The sequence below is a fragment of the Liquorilactobacillus satsumensis DSM 16230 = JCM 12392 genome (genome assembly GCF_001435195.1).
GTDB classification, from domain to species: Bacteria; Bacillota; Bacilli; order Lactobacillales; family Lactobacillaceae; genus Liquorilactobacillus; species Liquorilactobacillus satsumensis.
The window spans coordinates 1-16,291 of record NZ_AZFQ01000006.1 but is presented as its reverse complement, the minus strand read 5'-3'; the positions used below and the strand labels follow the sequence as shown (position 1 = coordinate 16,291).

Below are 16,291 nucleotides of genomic sequence, written 5' to 3'. Positions count from 1 at the left end.
TTCGTAATTTCGAGTTAGTACTCAAATTTTCCCGACTTATGTCACACTCTCTTTTTAATTTTTGATTGCCCGAATTCCTCTGTGCAAGCAATTTTTGAATAATAATTTCAACAGCAAAAAGCAAATGATGCGGTGGTGTTTGGACTTTCTTTTACCAAATAGAAAATGTTGCTATAATAAAGAAAAAGTAATCACAGGGGGCCCATCAGGTGAAAAATAAAAAAACGGTTTTTTTCCTAGGAAGTATTAATATGGACATCATCCTACAGGTTGCACGTTTGCCTAAACCAGGGGAGACGATGGCGATGAAAGATTTAAAAACAGCCGGTGGAGGCAAGGGGGCTAATCAAGCTGTTGCCGCGGCACGTAGCGAAGCAGCAACTTCATTCATTGGACGAGTGGGTGCAGACAATTATGGTGAAACGATGCTCAAGTTACTACAAGATAACGGAGTGGATTGCAGTAACGTAAAAGTGGACCAGGCTGCAATTACGGGTCAGGCTTTTATTTTACTGCAAGATTCAGGACAAAATTCGATTATTATTAATGGTGGCGCAAATCAGTGCTTGCAACCACAAGACATTGTTGCTGCAAGTGAGCAGTTTCAACATGCAACTTTTGCAGTTTCTCAGTTTGAAGTTCCACTACAAAGAATTGAAGAATTTTTTAGGATTGCAAAAAAAGCAGGTGTCGCTACGATTCTTAATCCTGCACCAGCCAAAAAAGCATCTGCCAAGCTGCTGCAGCTAACCGATTTAATAGTACCAAACGAAGTTGAAGCGCAGGAACTGACGGGTGTGGTGATAAAGGATGAACAGACTGCTCGTCAGGCAGCACTTGAACTGGTCAACAAAGGCATTAAAAATGTTATTATTACACTTGGAAGCTTAGGAGCGTACTGCCAAACGCCTGCATTTACTGGATTAATACCGGCTTTCAAAGTTGAAGTTGTAGATACAACGGGAGCAGGAGATACCTTTATTGGAGCACTTAGTTCAGTTTTAGAACATGACTTTAGTAATATTGAAGAAGCTGTTCGGTATGCAAGTAAAGCAGCCTCTTTAGCTGTGCAACATTTAGGTGCGATCCCTTCTATTCCAACACGAAAACAAGTATTAGCAAAATAGTGAGCGTTTTTTAAAAGAGCTGTAACAAGTCTGGAATTGATCTCCAGGTTTATTACAGCTCTTTTTTGCGCTGTTTTTAACCAAGAGTTTATAAAAACAAGTATTTAAATCATTTTTGGTGACAACAATTGTTTTTACGTATTTATTCTTAGGAGGTGTTAAATTGTCTGTCGAAAAATTAAGTGATTTACTAGCAGTGTCATTAAAAAAAGAGGCCAGCGATATTTTCCTGTTGCCGGAAGCAAACCATTATGTGATCAAACTTAGTATTGCTGGGAGAATTCATTTTTTTGAAAGAATTGAGCAAGCGCTCGGAACGCAAATTATCAATAACTTAAAGTATCAAGCAAATATGATGCTGAGTGAGCATCGCAGACCACAGACAGGAGCGCTACTGATTGCAACGCATGTATATGGGCGAATTTCAAGTGTAGGCGACTTTACTGGCAGAGAGTCCCTGGTACTACGTTTAATTTATGAAAAGAAGATTGCAGGCAGATATTTCTTCCCAGAACAGTACCAAAAGATAGTGACAGGTGTTCAAAAAAAGGGTTTGATTTTATTGGCGGGGCCTGTGGGTGCAGGAAAAACTTCGACAATGTATCACGTTGCTCGTCAGTTGCAGCAACAAGTGATGTGTATTGAAGATCCAGTTGAAATTTACGAGCCGGCTTTTTTGCAGTTACAGGTTAACGAAAGAGCACAAATGACCTATGCTCGGCTGATTAAAGCGGCTTTGCGCCACAGACCCGATCTTTTTATTATTGGAGAAATCAGAGATGAAGAAACAGCTACTAATGTGATTAATGCAGCCTTAAGTGGCCATTCAGTTATCAGTACCGTACATGCAGTCAATGTTTATGGTGTGATTAGAAGGTTGCTGGCACTTGGGGTCAATTTAGAAGATCTCGCACAAACTTTGAAGTTAGTTTGTTATCAAAGAATGTTGCCAGTTGTTACTGGTGGCAATAAGGTGCTTTTCGATCAATTTCCTTTTAGCATCTCCGAATTTATCGAACACAATGGTAGTCAGGAAATGACAGAAAAATGGAGGGAAGATCTTGAAGAGTGTTTGGCTAAAAAGTGGATTACACGACAAACGTTTCAACGATATGTGGAAGGTTGATTTTAATAAGAGGTGGCCGGTCAAACAACAGCTGCTATTTTTTAAAACATTAGCTGACTTGTTGCATGCCGGTTTTTCACTACAGCAGGCGGTGGCAGATATTGTAATTTTGCTCCCGCAGCAAAAGAAAATATGTGACCGGATTGCGAACACCTTTGCACGTGGAGGAACATTTTGCGCTAGTTTAAAACATTTATTGGATAAAGAGACATTTAATCAACTCTATATTGCTGAAAGTTATGGGCTTTTGTACGAAAGTGTTAGGCAACTTAGTAATTTTTTAGAGCAAAAAGAGCAACAGCGCCAGCGCCTGCGGGCCGTGTTACTGTATCCGATTTTCTTACTGCTGTTAATCACGGTTTTAATTATTGCATTTCAAGTTTTTTTAAAACCAGAGCTGAGTGCTTTTCAGACTTCTAGTAACCTAAACTTGTCATCTTCAAATTATAGTTTTTTCGGATTGTTGGGAATTATCGGTGGAAGTTCACTGGGACTGCTGGTTGTTTATAAAAAATATTTTGGGTCGAAACACCATGGCTATTTACAACGTGTGGAGCAGCGCTGCCGTTTTCCTTTTTTGGGGGGTTTGTATCGGATGTATTGTTATTACTACATCTCCTTTAACTTAGCTTTGCTTTTAAAAAGTGGGTTAGATCTCAAAAAAATTTGTGTTTTCTTGAGTGAATTCGAGCATGAGACATTGTTATTTCATATGGGGGAAGAGTTAAAACAAGTTTTGAAAAAAGGACAGGAAATGGATCAGTTTATTAGTCATTATAGCTTTATTCCACAAGAGTTCACCTTATTTTTGAGCAAAGGGAATACGGTCGACGAATTGAGCAATGAATTAATGATTTACGCCCAAGCTGTATACGTGAAGCTGCTGCAGCGCATTGAACGGTTAATTGGATTAGTACAGCCACTTCTTTTTGTAGTAGTAGCGTTGTTGATTATTATAACTTATCTGAGTATGCTACTGCCGCTATATCAAAATCTTGGAGGGATGTATCAATGAAAAAAGTAAAAAAAGCAAAAGTTAAGGTTTATCAAGCATTTACTTTGGTAGAAATGTCAATCGTATTATTTATTATTGGAGTTTTAATTTTAATTATTTTACCGAACATCAGTAGCCAACGAGAACGTGCTCAAAATGTTGGCAACAGAGCACTTTCCGATGTAGTTCAAACGCAAGCCGATCTTTACCGAAATGAACATTCAGACAAACAAAATGTCACTTTAGATGAATTGAAAGAAGGAAGTTATCTAAGCAGTGGACAATACGAACAGGCCAAAAAAGCAGGAATTACAGTTGAGGAGTAGCAGACAAGCTGGCTTTACGTTGGTCGAAGCTGTCCTAGTTTTAGCGTTAAGTGCCTTTTTCGTGCTGCTTGCTTTGCGACCGGCAGGAACAATTACGGCGCGAGTTAAGGAAGAAATTTTTTGGCAGCAATTGAAGCATGCATGGCAGCGCGAGACAATTGTGGTACCACAGCATGGTGTTAAGGGATTTATCGAATTTAAAGCGCATGAAGTTGCTTTTTGGGAAGGAAATGTGGTTAAAACAGTAATAAAACTGCCCGAGACAATGGAGGTTCCTGCCTATCGCTTGATACGAATTAATGAAACGGGCAACGTGACCGCAAATACAATCATTGTTAAATCAACTTTATCCGCGTTGACCTATAAAATCGTAGTTCAGTTTGGATGGGGGAAGTATTATGTTAAGCAGTAGGAAGCTTTGCGCTTATCTGTTGGCTGAAACGTTGCTGGAGATGCTGATTGTCTGTACCCTATTAATCATTTTTTATGAAAATCAGCGGCAATTTACAATGTATGAAAAAAAAGAGTATTCAGTCTTAAAAGATTCGCAAAAAACGCTAAATATTAGTAAGAAACTACTTTTAGTCGGACAAGGCGGGCTCAGTAGTGATGAAAAAAGACTGCTTGATGTCTATTCTAAAACGCAGTTTAGGGAAAGTGAGCAATGATAAATAAAAAAAGAACGCGTGCGTTTTTATTAATTGAATATTTATTGGCCTTGGGATTAACAGCTTTTTTGCTCGGTACAATTAACATCGCATTTAAGACCTCATTGCGCATGAATGCAACGACAGAAAAGAGTGAACAGATCGAATGGGAACAGTTTGTGAATGTAATTTCTGCTGAAAATCTTGCCTTGCAGTTTATGAAAACCCAAGATAAGATTGTCTTTTTTTCGAGCCTTACAAAACAAAAAGAATATCGCTTAGTTTACTACAATGATTTGGTTAAAATGACAGGTGCAGATGGTGGTTACTTACCATTGCTTTATGACGTTTCCCAATTTGATGCAGTTTTCCATGATAATTTGCTGGTGATTGATGCCACGATGCAAAAAAGAAAATATCATTGTGAGATTGTGATGGGTAAAAAGGAGTGATTATATGCAAAAAAGTGTAAAAGCATATCTTCTTTCTTCCGGGACGCTATTAATTGTGGTGATTGGGTTGATTTTTAGTGGGCAACTTTTGTATTACCATCAGCGCTTATTGACACTTAGGAATACAGTTCATTATAATACAGCAATTACCTTACGAAATTTAGCTATTTCTAATGGTATCACCAATGAAAATGTTATTATTTATTCTGCGGGAACCGTGACGAAAAAAGAGCATCTGTTTGTTGTTAAATTAAGTTCTGGCGCTGAATTGGAACTTAATGATGCTCATTATTAACTGAATTATAAATTTTGATGTTTGAAATATCTGGTTGAATTCGTTAAACTGGTAGAGCAGTTTTAATTTGTGAGGTGTGGATTGTGAAAATAGAAAAAATAAGAGATGCTTATCAAAATTTTGATAAGACAATTTCCTTGTTGCAAACAGAACTGGGAACGTCATACTTGGACGCTTTAATTGAATCGGGTGATAATCTTTTAGATAATGGCCACGTGATGGTTGAGAACGAACGCCCTACCTTAGCAGTAAAAAAGCAGTTGGAAGAATATTATGAACGGATTTTGAAGGCTGCTTTAAGCAGTGAAGAGCTGAGGCAAGTGCTTCAGTTTGCATTGGTTAAAGCAAACCAGTACGACAGGATTCAAGCCAATCATCAAATGACCCCAGATGCAATTGGATTTTTAGTGGCTTATCTGATTGAACATATTACAGATAAGTCTCAAACTGAAAAGATACTAGATATCGCTGTTGGGACAGGCAATTTATTGACAACTATTTATAACCACTTAGCCCAAAATGGGTATGAAAAGCTAAAGCTTTATGGCGTTGATAATGACGATACGCTCTTGGCGATTGCAGGCATGAGTTCACAATTGCAAGGGATTACCGCACAATTTTACCATCAGGATGCAGTCACAGACTTGGTTATTCCTAAAATGGACATGGTAGTGAGTGATTTGCCGGTTGGTTATTATCCACAAGATAAGAATGTGGAAAATTTTGAAACCAAGGCGCAAAAGGGGCATTCATATGCGCATCATTTATTGATTGAACAAGCACTTTTGCAATTGAAACCTGGCGGGTATGCTTTCTTTTTGGTACCTCGCGGTCTCTTTGAAAGTGAAGAAGCCAAAGGATTGCTTAAAGTTATCCAAAAACAAGGTCATTTCCAAGGTTTATTGAACTTACCAGTCGAGTTATTTTCTTCGCAAAAAAGTCAAAAGGCTTTATTGTTGCTGCAAAGACGTGGCGGTGGAGCAAAACAAGCTGCGCCAGTGTTGTTAGGAGAGATACCTTCATTTAAAGAAGCAAGGGCATTTTCAACGTTTATTCAGCAAGTTGATGACTGGATCGTAAAAAACATTAAAAACTGAATAATTGGAGAGAAAATATTTATGAAAATTTTAGCTGTTAATGCCGGAAGTTCAACACTTAAGTGGAAATTATTCGAAATGCCACAAAAAACGGTGATAGCTCGAGGACAAGTTGAAAGAATTGGGTTAAGTGGTGCTAAAGAAACTACTATTTTTGGTTCGCAAAAAATAGATGAAGAATTCGAATGTGCCAATCATTTGCAGGCAGTTGAACGCTTGCTGAGTTTGTTAACAGAGTCCAAAATAGTAACAGATTTAAATGAAATAAAAGGAATTGGACATAGGTTCGTTAATGGTGGAACTGTGTTTGCACGTTCAACTGTGATCAATGATGCTGTTTTACAGGAAATGGAGAAGTTGAAGATCCTTGCGCCACTGCATAATCCTGCAAATATTATGGCTATTAAAGCATTTAGAGCGGAGCTGCCACAGGCATTAAGTGTAGCTGTTTTTGATACTGGGTTTCATCAAACAATGCCCAGAGAGAATCTTCTTTACGGTATCCCTTATGAGTATTATCAAAAGTACCATGTTCAAAAGTTTGGTGCACATGGAATCAGTTATCGTTTTATCTTAAAAGAGCTTTTGCGACTCTCACACGCAGAAAAAAGCAAAACTAATGCGATTCTTTTGCATTTAGGTTCTGGAGCATCTGTTTGTGCGGTTAAAGAAGGATTCTCGCTTGACACTAGCATGGGTTTTTCACCCGTCTCAGGAATTATGATGCAGACGCGTTCAGGCGATGTTGATCCATCGCTTTTGCTCTATTTGGAAGATCAGTTGGGCATCAGTACTACCGAAATTTTAAAAATTTTGAATGAAAAGTCTGGAATTTTAGGAGTTTCAGGTATTTCGCCAGATATGCGGGAAGTTTTTGCACAACGTCACGAAAATCCGCGCGCACAACTTGCAATTTCACTTTTTGTGAATCGAATAGTTAAGTATATTGGGGCATACGCTGCTGAATTAGGGCGAGTAGATGCGCTAGCTTTTGCCGGTGGAATTGGAGAAAATATTCCTGTCATTAGGAAGTTAATTTGTGAGCAGCTGGAAATTTTAGGGATTAAAATAGCAGCGACGCTTAATGATGAGACCAAAGCAAGTACTGCGCTGATTAGCACGGCAGATTCAAAAGTAGAAGTTTGGGTTATCCCAACGAATGAGGAATTAATGATCGCTGAAGATGTCTACAAATTGGCGGAAAAAGAGTAATTTTCAAATGAGTGAAGACAATTCATTGTAAAGTGAGATTGTTGAATTTTACTTCAACTTCGAAATACAGTAAACTTAATACTATTGGGCTAGACAATGTATACGAGAGTTGCCCAATAATTTGAGGAAAAGGTTTTGAATTTTATAATGAAGAAAGAGCACCAATTTTCACGTAGTTTGAAAAGTCGTCATGTTCAGTTAATTGCACTGGGAGGGACAATCGGGACTGGGCTTTTTTTAGGAGCAGGTAAAACAATTCATTTAGCCGGTCCATCAATTATATTTGCCTATCTGATTACAGGAATTATTTGTTTCTTATTAATGCGCTCTTTAGGTGAACTTTTACTTTCTGATTTAAACTCACATTCATTCATTGATTTTATTGCCAAATATTTGGGTGAAGAAATGGGGTTTGTTACCGGATGGACGTATTGGATATGTTGGGTCACGATTGCAATGGCAGATGTGACTGCTTCGGGACTTTATATTAAGTATTGGTTTCCAAATGTGCCCCAGTGGCTTCCAGGATTTATAATTCTAGTAGTGCTGTTAACGATGAACTTGATCACGGTTGGTCTCTTCGGGGAAGCAGAATTTTGGTTTGCTTTAATTAAAGTAGTAGCAATTGTCGTTTTGATAGTCACCGGAATAGTACTGGTACTGGTTAGGTTTAAAACCCCAACAGGGCATGCTAGTTTAGAGAATCTTTTCTCGTTTGGAGGACTTTTTCCAACTGGTGCACGAGGATTCTTTTCTTCTTTCCAGATGGTAACCTTTGGTTTTATTGGAATCGAGTTGATCGGGGTAACTGCGTCAGAAACTGAAAATCCCAAACAAGTTATTCCAAAGGCTATTAATGAAATTCCAGTGCGAGTTATTTTATTTTATGTAGGTTCGTTGGTGGCTTTAATGTGTATTTATCCCTGGGATAAGATCGTTGAAGATCAAAGTCCCTTTGTACAAGTTTTTCAAGGAATCGGAGTTACGGCTGCAGCTGGAATAATTAATTTTGTGGTGCTTACCGCGGCGGCTTCAGCTTGCAACAGCTCTTTGTTTAGTACTGGGAGAATGATCTTTTCACTTAACTATAAAAAGAATGGGAAGTTTGCTTCTAAGATGAGCAAACTTTCTCATAGGCAGGTTCCAGCCAACGGGTTGATTTTTTCTGCAATTGCGATTGGTATTGCTGTGCTAGCTAATTTTGTGTTTTCAAATACTGCGTTGTTTACGTTTATATCGAGTGTGGCAACTACCTGTTTCTTGTTTATTTGGGGGATGATCGTGTTGGCACATCTGCGATATCGCAAAATTGATTTTGAAAAGAGCGGACAACAGTTTAAGGCTCCTTTATATCCTTGGAGTGATTACGTAGTCCTTGCCTTTTTAGTTCTTGTAGCTGGCAGTATGCTCTTAGACAGCACGTCTATCTGGGCTTTAGCAGTTGCAGTTGTATGGTTGCTGGTTTTGTGGTTAGGGAAACACTTTAAATTCAACATTTAAAAATTAAATATTCTGAAAAGAAACGCTAATTTGTAGTACAGTAAAAGAGCTGAGAGGTAGACCATTCAATGGCAGCAGCTTTTAAAAATTAGGCGTTTCTTTTTTTAAACAGCAATAAGTTGTAAGATAAAACTGACTATTTAATGAGGAGCTCTTGCCGATGAAGTTTTTCACTGCGGATACGCATTTTTTTGATCACAACTTAAAGCAGGATCTACACTTTGCACAACGGAATTTTTTGACTGTTGCGGAAATGAATCAAACAATAATGGACAATTGGAATCGGATAGTCTCCGAAAATGATACAGTTTATCATCTTGGTGATATTGCTTTTTTACGTTCAAGCAAAGCAGAATATGCAAAGATGTTTACAATCTTGCAGCAGTTGCATGGTCATTTAGTTTTGATTAAGGGTAACCATGATACACGTGCATTTTTTAAATATCTCAGCAAAAATAATTATCTGCTTTCTGATCAATTGCCTAAATTTGTTTTTCATGATGTTGGTTGTATTTTAAAATTTGATCATTTTCAATTTTTCTTAACACATTACCCGCTTATGCTGGGAATTTCTAAAAACAGTATTAATCTGCATGGACATGTCCACCATTACAGTGTGAATTCAGCTGCTAATATTAACGTTGGGGTTGATTCTCCTGAACTTGCCTACCTGATTGCCAAAAGACCTTTTGGTACACCCATAAGTAGTAACGAGATTGTAACCATGGTTGCAGGTAAGAAAAAAGATTTTCAAAAAAGATGATTTTAGGAGGTAAGGATAACGATGCATGAAACAATTACGCTCTTGCATACGAATGATTTGCATTCGCACTTAGAAAATTGGCCTAAAATCAGGCGCTATTTGCTGCATGAAAAGCATAAAGAAAATAATGGAGCGGTTTTAACATTTGATTTAGGCGATGCAATGGATCGAGTGCATCCTCTGAGTGAAGCAACGGATGGCCAGATTAATATTGCTCTAATGAATAAGGTTGGGTATGATGCAGTTACAATTGGTAATAATGAGGGAATTGGCAATTCACATGCACAGCTCACACAATTGTATCGGCATGCAAATTTTACAGTGGTGCTTGATAACATTTTTGATGAAAAAACTGGTGAACGGCCTTCTTGGGTTCAAAAAGAAAAAATCATTACTACGACAAAAGGGACAAGAATTGGTATTTTAGCATGTACGGCTCCTTTTTCAGCAACTTATGCCATGAATAACTGGCGAGCGCTTCCCATCGATCAGGTCTTGCCTGAGTTGATAAAGCAATTAAGACCCAAAGTGGATGTTTTATTACTGTTATCGCATTTAGGAATCGATACTGATCGTGCACTAGCGAAAAAATATCCTGAATTGGACATAATTTTAGGTAGCCACACACATCACCTGTTAGAGCATGGAGAGCAAGTTAGAAAAACAATGCTTTGTGCGGCAGGAAAGTGGGGAAACTATGTTGGAAAGGTTACTCTGACACTTGATGAAGGTAAAATAACAACTTGTAAAGCAGCGGTTCAAAAGACGGAATTTTTACCAGAAGTTCAAGGTGATTTGGCAGAGATTGAAAATTACCAAAAAAGAGGAGCAGAACTTTTAAGTAAACGGACTGTTGCCAACTTGCCCCATGATTTTCCGGGTTCGTGGGTTGGAAAATCACCGTTAATGGAAATCAGTTTAAAGGCACTTGAACAGGTTACTAATACACAAGCAGCCATTTTAAATGGAGGGCTTTTTTTGGGTGATCTGCATCAAGGAAAATTGACTAGAGAACATCTGCACAGCATTTTACCGCATCCAATGAGGGTCGTGAATGTCCGCCTGAACGGATATAATTTGTGGCGTTTGATTCGAGAGATGGAGAAAAACCGCAATCATCTCCGCAATGCACATGTCAAAGGAAACGGATTTCGTGGTAAGGTTTTTGGAGAGATTATGTACGATGGAATCGAATACGATTCTTTTACGAAAAGTGTGACGTGGCATCATCAGATTATAGATCCTGGGCAGGACTATCAGATTGCCACGGTGGATAATTTTATCTATTGCCCTTTCTTCCCATCTTTAGAGATTGCGGGGCATCCGCACTATCTGGGTGATCGGTTTTTACGTGATATAGTTGGGGATTACTTTGCGGCTAAATATCCTGTATAATTAATGCTGACAGTTTAAAGGAGTGTGAACGATGGACAGCGAAAAAAAAGAGCGGCGCGAAGCTCAACTTGCAAAAAAAGCGGAAACACTCAAGGCCTATGCAAGTGATATAAAAATGCAAAGCAAGACAGAATTAACAATTGATGGACACCCGTATGTGCTTGTGAAAGATTTTAAAAATGCTTTTCAGATTGAACGGCTGGAGCAGCGCTTTAGTCAGATTTTAACTAAATATGATTATATTGTTGGTGATTGGGGCTATGATCAATTGAGATTGCATGGCTTTTACGCTAAAGAGTCTGAAAGAGGGCTCCCGTCTCAAAGAATTGATCATTTAGATGATTACTTGTATGAATATTGTAATTTTGGATGTGCATACTTTATATTGCAAAATCTTGCAGTAGTTAAACCTGCTAAGTCGCGGCGAAAGAAGCGTGGGGGAGCTGCAACTAAACATTCTAAGAACAAAAAAGCGATTGAAGGCAAACAAGCTAAGACAAAGCGACCTAATAAACCGAACAAACAAAACAAATCTAAAAAGCACCGCAATCCACGCGTTGAAACAGTAGAGAAAAAATTTGAGATTCATAAGCGTGTTGCTGCAAAGAAACCGAATGAAGTTGGAGTAGTTACACAAAAAAGTTCCAACAAACGTCATTTTACGATTAGACAAAAGGGTAAAACCCAAGTAAAAAAAGATTATCAGAGAAAAGGAAAACAAAATGAAAAAGTATAAAGGATATTTGATTGATTTAGATGGAACAATCTATCGCGGGAAAATGAAAATTCCAGCTGCTAAGCGATTTATTGAGCAACTACAAGCAAGAAAAAGAGAATTTTTATTCGTGACAAACAATAGTACTAAGTCACCAGAGGATGTGGTTGCTAACTTAGCAGATAATTTTGACATTCATGTCTTGCCAAGTAATGTATACACGACAGCAATTGCCACTGCAGATTATCTTGCTGAGCTTGATCCCAAGAAAAGAAGTGTTTACGCTATTGGAGAACTGGGTCTAAAAAACGCGTTGTTGGAACGTGGCTTTTCTTTTGCGGATGAAACTCCAGATTATGTGATAGTTGGGCTGGATTATGATGTCACTTATCGAAAATTCGAAAAGGCAACACTTGCCATTAAACGGGGTGCAAAGTTCATTGGGACGAATGCAGATACAAATTTGCCAAATGAGCGCGGACTGGTTCCAGGTGCGGGTTCCTTAATTGCATTAGTTGAGCGTGCAACACAGCAAAAAGCTACATATATTGGCAAGCCAGAGCCGATTATCATGAATAAAGCCTTGCAAAGAATTGGACTTGCCAAGGAAGATGTAATCATGGTGGGCGATAATTATATGACTGACATTAGCGCAGGGATTAACTGTGGTTTAGATACACTACTAGTTTATACAGGTGTTTCAACCAAAGCGCAGGTTGCACAAAAAAAGGTTGCACCAACTTATGAAATTGATTCGCTTGCTGATTGGAAATTTAAAGATGAATAAAGAACGGTTGCAATGGGCTTTGCAGCTAGTGTGTGTGTTCCTTTTTTTGATTTCATTTAGTATCGCCATCACTGTCAATTTTGTTCCTTTATATCATCTTTTTGTAGTGCAAATGCATTTAGGCCAACGCGCAGGAATGTCTGATGTTAAGCTACTCCATGAGTATCAGCGCGTTTTAGATTTCTTAAATTATCCGTGGATAAGTGAACTGCACTCAGCTTTTCAAATGTCCTATAATGGGTTGCAGCATTTTTACGATGTTAAGAATTTATTTATGTTCAATTATCTGATTCTTTTGTGTTCTGCGCCGCTTAGTTTCTTTTTCTTTAGGAAATTAAGGCGTTTAGGACAACAATGGCGCCTCATAGTCCCGTTTCAGTTTTTTATTTTGGGTGTTATCGGATTAACTGGAATGATGCTCCTTAATTTCAATAATTTTTTTATTTACTTCCACGAACTGTTGTTTAGAAATAACGATTGGGTATTTGATCCCAAGTTAGACCCCATTATTAATGTGTTGCCGGATACCTTTTTTCTAGCTTGTTTTGGTCTGTTCTTTACTCTTTTAATTATTTTTTTGGTATTAGGGATTTTTTGGGGAAAGCAAAGTCTTCGTAAAAATCGGTAAAAGCAGTCCTTGAATTAGCTTTAAGCTATTTTGCAGTGAGTTTGATGGATGTGCAGGAATGGAAATATAATTGGGAGTTAAAATAATAAAAACTCCAGTCAAAAAGCTGAGTAAAATCAGTTTTTCTGGCTGGAGTTTTTTAGTGATTAGAATTTTGTTAGTCTTTATCAGGTTGTTTGTTACCCTTGATGAATTTGTGCAGTACTCCAATCAGTGCTGGAATTAAAGAAACTAGAATAATTCCAATGACCACTAATGAGAAATGCTGTTTGACAATTGGAAAGTTTCCAAAAAAGTAACCTGCACCGCAACAAAGCGTCATCCAAGCAACTGCTCCAATTAAGCAATAGCGGAAAAAGTGACGAAAGGGCATCCCACTGCTACCAGCCACAAAAGGCGACATTGTTCTGATGATCGGCATGAAACGTGCCAGTGAAATGGCCATCCCACCATGTTTTTCAAAAAATGCTCTTGTTTTTTCGAGGTCCTCTTCTTTAATAAATCTTCCCAAAAATGAGTCTGGTTTGATTGTTTTACCAACTCTTTTGCCAATCATGAAGTTAAGGGAATCACCTAAGAGTGGGGCTAGGAGGAAGAGAAAAGCAAAAATCCAGATATTGAGATGATACTGAGAGTTTGCTGCCAAGGCGCAGGCTGCAAATAGTAATGAGTCGCCAGGAAGAAAAGGGAGAATAACCGCTCCAGTTTCGACAAAGATGATCAAGAATAGGAAAAGGTAAGTCCAATCTCCAAATGTATTTACTAAAGAAACCAGATGATTATCAACATGTAGAACAAAATCAATCAGAAAACTCATAACATTCTCCTTTATGTGCTGTTATTTGATTTTAGGGAACTTTTTAATTAATTGTGTACTGTGAGCCGGTTGCCGCAGATCAGGATTAAGATAGTGCATTGCACTATTAACGGCAATCGGTGCTTCACCAAAGCCAGTTGCGATCAAGTTAACTCTTCCAGCATAGTCGATGATGTCGCCTGCTGCATAGATTCCGGGAGTAGATGTTTGCATGTTGGGTGAAACCTGCAATAAATTATGCTGGGTCTCTAGGTTCCAGTCCTGCAAAATTTTGGTATCAGTCACAAAACCGTAGTTTACTAGTAAGTAATCGGCCCGTAATTGAGTGGTGCTGTCTTCCTTAACCTTTTTTAAGGTCACCTTAATTTTAGTATCTGCGCCTTTTTGAAGGTCAGTGATCAAATAAGGTGTATCAAAGATGGTCTGGGTTTCGTGTAATCTGGCCACGTTTGCTTCCAAGGCACGAAACTTTGATCTGCGATGGACAATGTGCAGTGTTTTGGCAAAGGGTGCAAGTTCAAGTGCCCAGTCGACGGCTGAATCCCCTCCGCCTGCAATCATAACATCTTTGTTAGCAAATTTTTGAGGATCTGAAATAGAATAGAGTAATTGCTGATTTTCAAAGCTGTTTGCATTGGGAAGTGCTAGTTTACGTGGTTGAAAAGCGCCAACACCTGTTGCAATAATAATTGTTCGGGAATACGTCGTTCTTAAATTAGTGACTAATTTAAAACCGCTAGCTGTTTTGGAAATTTCTTGGACCTTTTCGTTTAAAAAGATCTGTGGTGCAAACTGTTGAACTTGCTGTACTAATTCATTTATTAAAGCGTTGCCTTTGATTGAGCTAAACGCAGGGATATCATAAATCTTTTTAGCAGGAAAAAGGTTAGTTACCTGACCTCCAAGCTTGTCTAAACTTTCAATAATCTGGGTTTTTGCTTGGCGCATGCACGCATAGGTAGCCGCAAATAATCCAACTGGCCCACCTCCCACTACAGTAATATCATAGTAGTCTTCATTTGACATTGTGAAGCTCCTTTCACTTGTGTACACTAGGATAGGTTAGCATAATTAAGCTTCAAAATAAATATGTTGGAAAATTCTTCAACAATTATGTAGAATTAAAAGTGCAAATATAAAGGAGATGTTGTTATGAATTATCCGCAATTAGATCAAAATCCAGAAAATCCAGTGGTCGTTTTAAAGACTAATCATGGAGAGATCAAACTTGAACTTTTTCCTAAACTCGCACCAAAGACAGTTGAAAACTTTAGCAGCTTAGTAAAGCAAGGGTATTATAATGGGCAAATTTTCCATCGAGTAATTCCTGATTTTATGATTCAAGGTGGCGATCCCACAGGGACTGGTAGTGGTGGCGAAAGTATTTGGGGAAAAGCGTTTCCTGATGAGTTTTCCGCGCAACTCTTTAATCTGAGAGGGGCACTTTCAATGGCTAATGCCGGTCCTAATACAAATGGTAGTCAATTTTTCATTGTTCAGAGTCAAAATTTACCACAGCAGATGCTTCAGCAAATGAAGCAAGCCGGGTATCCCGATGAAATAATAACTGCATACCAAAAGGGAGGAACGCCTTGGCTGGATCACAGACATACAGTATTTGGCCAAGTCCGTGCAGGATTAGAGGTTGTCGATGAAATTGCTAAAGTTAAAACGAATGCTGATCGACCACTTGAGGATGTTTTAATTAAAGAAGCAGTCTTTGAGGAGGTATGATCCATAGCTGAGAAGCGAAGGAATTTACGATGGAATATAAAATTGGAATGGTGGTTTCTGGAAAAGTTACGGGAATCCAACCGTATGGTGCTTTTGTTTCCTTAGATGATCACACACAAGGTTTGATCCATATCTCTGAGTGTCGCCATGGGTTTGTAACCGATATCCATAAGTATTTAAAGACTGGTCAAAAGGTTAAGGTCATGATAATTGACATTGATGAATATACAAAGAAGATCAGTTTATCAGTGAGATGCTTAGAAAGAGATTTTGTACATCAACCAGAACCGTTTGTTCGGTGTGAACATAAGCACTATTGGACTAATCGGAAAGTCACAGAAGGTTTTACGCCTATTGCAGACAGATTAGACACTTGGATGCGGACTGCTTTAGCCGACATTAACAAAGATATTTGAATTTGAATTAAAATTTTTCTTGACCTGGGTCTATCTAGCTGGTAATATATTTCTTGTTGGTCGTATTTATTTTATGTGTTTTTTGGAGATGTAAAAGTTAAGTTTGCAGTATGCAATAAATTTTACGTTTCAAATTATTAAATAAAAAAAGTCTTGACTTAAGGCGTTAGATCAACTATCATATAGTAGTTGCGTTAAGCGACAAGGTAGACCTTTGAAAACTGAACAAAGTTTCGACAAATCAAATGTGTAGGGCTCTT

At 38.2% G+C, this 16,291-nt stretch carries 20 protein-coding genes; 18 read left to right on the top strand and 2 right to left on the bottom strand.

Annotated features, from left to right (window positions below; all coding sequences use genetic code 11):
• The first annotated feature begins 209 nt into the window (after positions 1 to 209).
• The 16 genes from rbsK (at position 210) to FD50_RS00180 (ending at position 13,064) form a co-directional block, all read left to right on the top strand.
• Positions 210 to 1,127 (top strand): ribokinase, encoded by a 918-nt coding sequence (rbsK, locus tag FD50_RS00255; RefSeq protein ID WP_056959420.1) that lies wholly within the window; start codon positions 210 to 212, stop codon positions 1,125 to 1,127.
• 163 nt (positions 1,128 to 1,290) lie between these two features.
• Positions 1,291 to 2,253 carry a competence type IV pilus ATPase ComGA gene (gene comGA / locus FD50_RS00250; RefSeq protein ID WP_082610380.1) on the top strand — a complete coding sequence of 321 codons (963 nt, stop codon included), beginning with the start codon at positions 1,291 to 1,293 and terminating at the stop codon, positions 2,251 to 2,253.
• Positions 2,189 to 3,268, top strand: a complete 1,080-nt coding sequence (locus FD50_RS00245) for a type II secretion system F family protein (RefSeq protein ID WP_056959418.1) — start codon at positions 2,189 to 2,191, stop codon at positions 3,266 to 3,268. The genes comGA and FD50_RS00245 overlap by 65 nt, the downstream gene beginning before the upstream one ends.
• Entirely contained in the window at positions 3,265 to 3,573 is a 309-nt protein-coding gene (gene comGC / locus FD50_RS00240; protein ID WP_054757918.1) for a competence type IV pilus major pilin ComGC, read from the top strand. The genes FD50_RS00245 and comGC overlap by 4 nt, the downstream gene beginning before the upstream one ends.
• Positions 3,563 to 3,985, top strand: coding sequence for a type II secretion system protein (locus tag FD50_RS00235; RefSeq protein WP_056959416.1), 423 nt, complete (start codon positions 3,563 to 3,565; stop codon positions 3,983 to 3,985). The genes comGC and FD50_RS00235 overlap by 11 nt, the downstream gene beginning before the upstream one ends.
• The gene (locus tag FD50_RS00230) at positions 3,972 to 4,241 is read left to right on the top strand and encodes a hypothetical protein (protein WP_056959414.1); all 270 of its coding nucleotides are present in this window, start codon (positions 3,972 to 3,974) and stop codon (positions 4,239 to 4,241) included. The genes FD50_RS00235 and FD50_RS00230 overlap by 14 nt, the downstream gene beginning before the upstream one ends.
• Positions 4,238 to 4,672 (top strand): ComGF family competence protein, encoded by a 435-nt coding sequence (locus FD50_RS00225; RefSeq protein WP_054757920.1) that lies wholly within the window; start codon positions 4,238 to 4,240, stop codon positions 4,670 to 4,672. The genes FD50_RS00230 and FD50_RS00225 overlap by 4 nt, the downstream gene beginning before the upstream one ends.
• A 4-nt stretch (positions 4,673 to 4,676) precedes the next feature.
• Entirely contained in the window at positions 4,677 to 4,967 is a 291-nt protein-coding gene (locus FD50_RS00220; RefSeq protein ID WP_054757921.1) for a hypothetical protein, read from the top strand.
• 83 nt (positions 4,968 to 5,050) lie between these two features.
• A complete protein-coding gene (locus tag FD50_RS00215) occupies positions 5,051 to 6,064 on the top strand; it encodes a class I SAM-dependent methyltransferase (RefSeq protein ID WP_056959412.1) in 1,014 nt (337 codons plus the stop codon).
• Positions 6,065 to 6,085: 21 nt separating this feature from the next.
• On the top strand, positions 6,086 to 7,276 hold the full coding sequence (locus FD50_RS00210; protein WP_054757923.1) for an acetate/propionate family kinase: 1,191 nt from the start codon (positions 6,086 to 6,088) through the stop codon (positions 7,274 to 7,276).
• 147 nt (positions 7,277 to 7,423) lie between these two features.
• Positions 7,424 to 8,776 (top strand): amino acid permease, encoded by a 1,353-nt coding sequence (locus tag FD50_RS00205; RefSeq protein WP_056959410.1) that lies wholly within the window; start codon positions 7,424 to 7,426, stop codon positions 8,774 to 8,776.
• Between the two features lie 160 nt (positions 8,777 to 8,936).
• Entirely contained in the window at positions 8,937 to 9,539 is a 603-nt protein-coding gene (locus FD50_RS00200; RefSeq protein ID WP_056959408.1) for a metallophosphoesterase, read from the top strand.
• Positions 9,540 to 9,560: 21 nt separating this feature from the next.
• Positions 9,561 to 10,934, top strand: coding sequence for a bifunctional metallophosphatase/5'-nucleotidase (locus tag FD50_RS00195; protein ID WP_056959406.1), 1,374 nt, complete (start codon positions 9,561 to 9,563; stop codon positions 10,932 to 10,934).
• Between the two features lie 31 nt (positions 10,935 to 10,965).
• Positions 10,966 to 11,670: a YutD family protein gene (locus FD50_RS00190; protein ID WP_056959404.1), complete on the top strand. Its 705-nt coding sequence runs from the start codon at positions 10,966 to 10,968 to the stop codon at positions 11,668 to 11,670.
• Complete coding sequence (locus tag FD50_RS00185; protein WP_054757924.1) at positions 11,657 to 12,436, top strand: TIGR01457 family HAD-type hydrolase; 780 nt, start codon at positions 11,657 to 11,659, stop codon at positions 12,434 to 12,436. The genes FD50_RS00190 and FD50_RS00185 overlap by 14 nt, the downstream gene beginning before the upstream one ends.
• On the top strand, positions 12,429 to 13,064 hold the full coding sequence (locus FD50_RS00180) for a TIGR01906 family membrane protein (RefSeq protein ID WP_056959468.1): 636 nt from the start codon (positions 12,429 to 12,431) through the stop codon (positions 13,062 to 13,064). The genes FD50_RS00185 and FD50_RS00180 overlap by 8 nt, the downstream gene beginning before the upstream one ends.
• 157 nt (positions 13,065 to 13,221) lie before the next feature.
• On the opposite strand, the gene FD50_RS00175 is transcribed toward FD50_RS00180, so the two are convergent.
• Both FD50_RS00175 and FD50_RS00170 read right to left on the bottom strand, forming a co-directional pair.
• On the bottom strand, positions 13,222 to 13,881 hold the full coding sequence (locus FD50_RS00175) for a VTT domain-containing protein (protein WP_056959402.1): 660 nt from the start codon (positions 13,879 to 13,881) through the stop codon (positions 13,222 to 13,224).
• 21 nt (positions 13,882 to 13,902) lie between these two features.
• Positions 13,903 to 14,907 carry an NAD(P)/FAD-dependent oxidoreductase gene (locus tag FD50_RS00170; protein WP_056959400.1) on the bottom strand — a complete coding sequence of 335 codons (1,005 nt, stop codon included), beginning with the start codon at positions 14,905 to 14,907 and terminating at the stop codon, positions 13,903 to 13,905.
• 126 nt (positions 14,908 to 15,033) lie between these two features.
• Between FD50_RS00170 and FD50_RS00165 the strand changes: the two genes are divergently transcribed.
• Both FD50_RS00165 and FD50_RS00160 read left to right on the top strand, forming a co-directional pair.
• On the top strand, positions 15,034 to 15,615 hold the full coding sequence (locus tag FD50_RS00165) for a peptidylprolyl isomerase (protein WP_054757926.1): 582 nt from the start codon (positions 15,034 to 15,036) through the stop codon (positions 15,613 to 15,615).
• 29 nt (positions 15,616 to 15,644) lie between these two features.
• Positions 15,645 to 16,031, top strand: coding sequence for a CvfD/Ygs/GSP13 family RNA-binding post-transcriptional regulator (locus FD50_RS00160; RefSeq protein WP_054757927.1), 387 nt, complete (start codon positions 15,645 to 15,647; stop codon positions 16,029 to 16,031).
• Positions 16,032 to 16,291 lie beyond the last annotated feature (260 nt).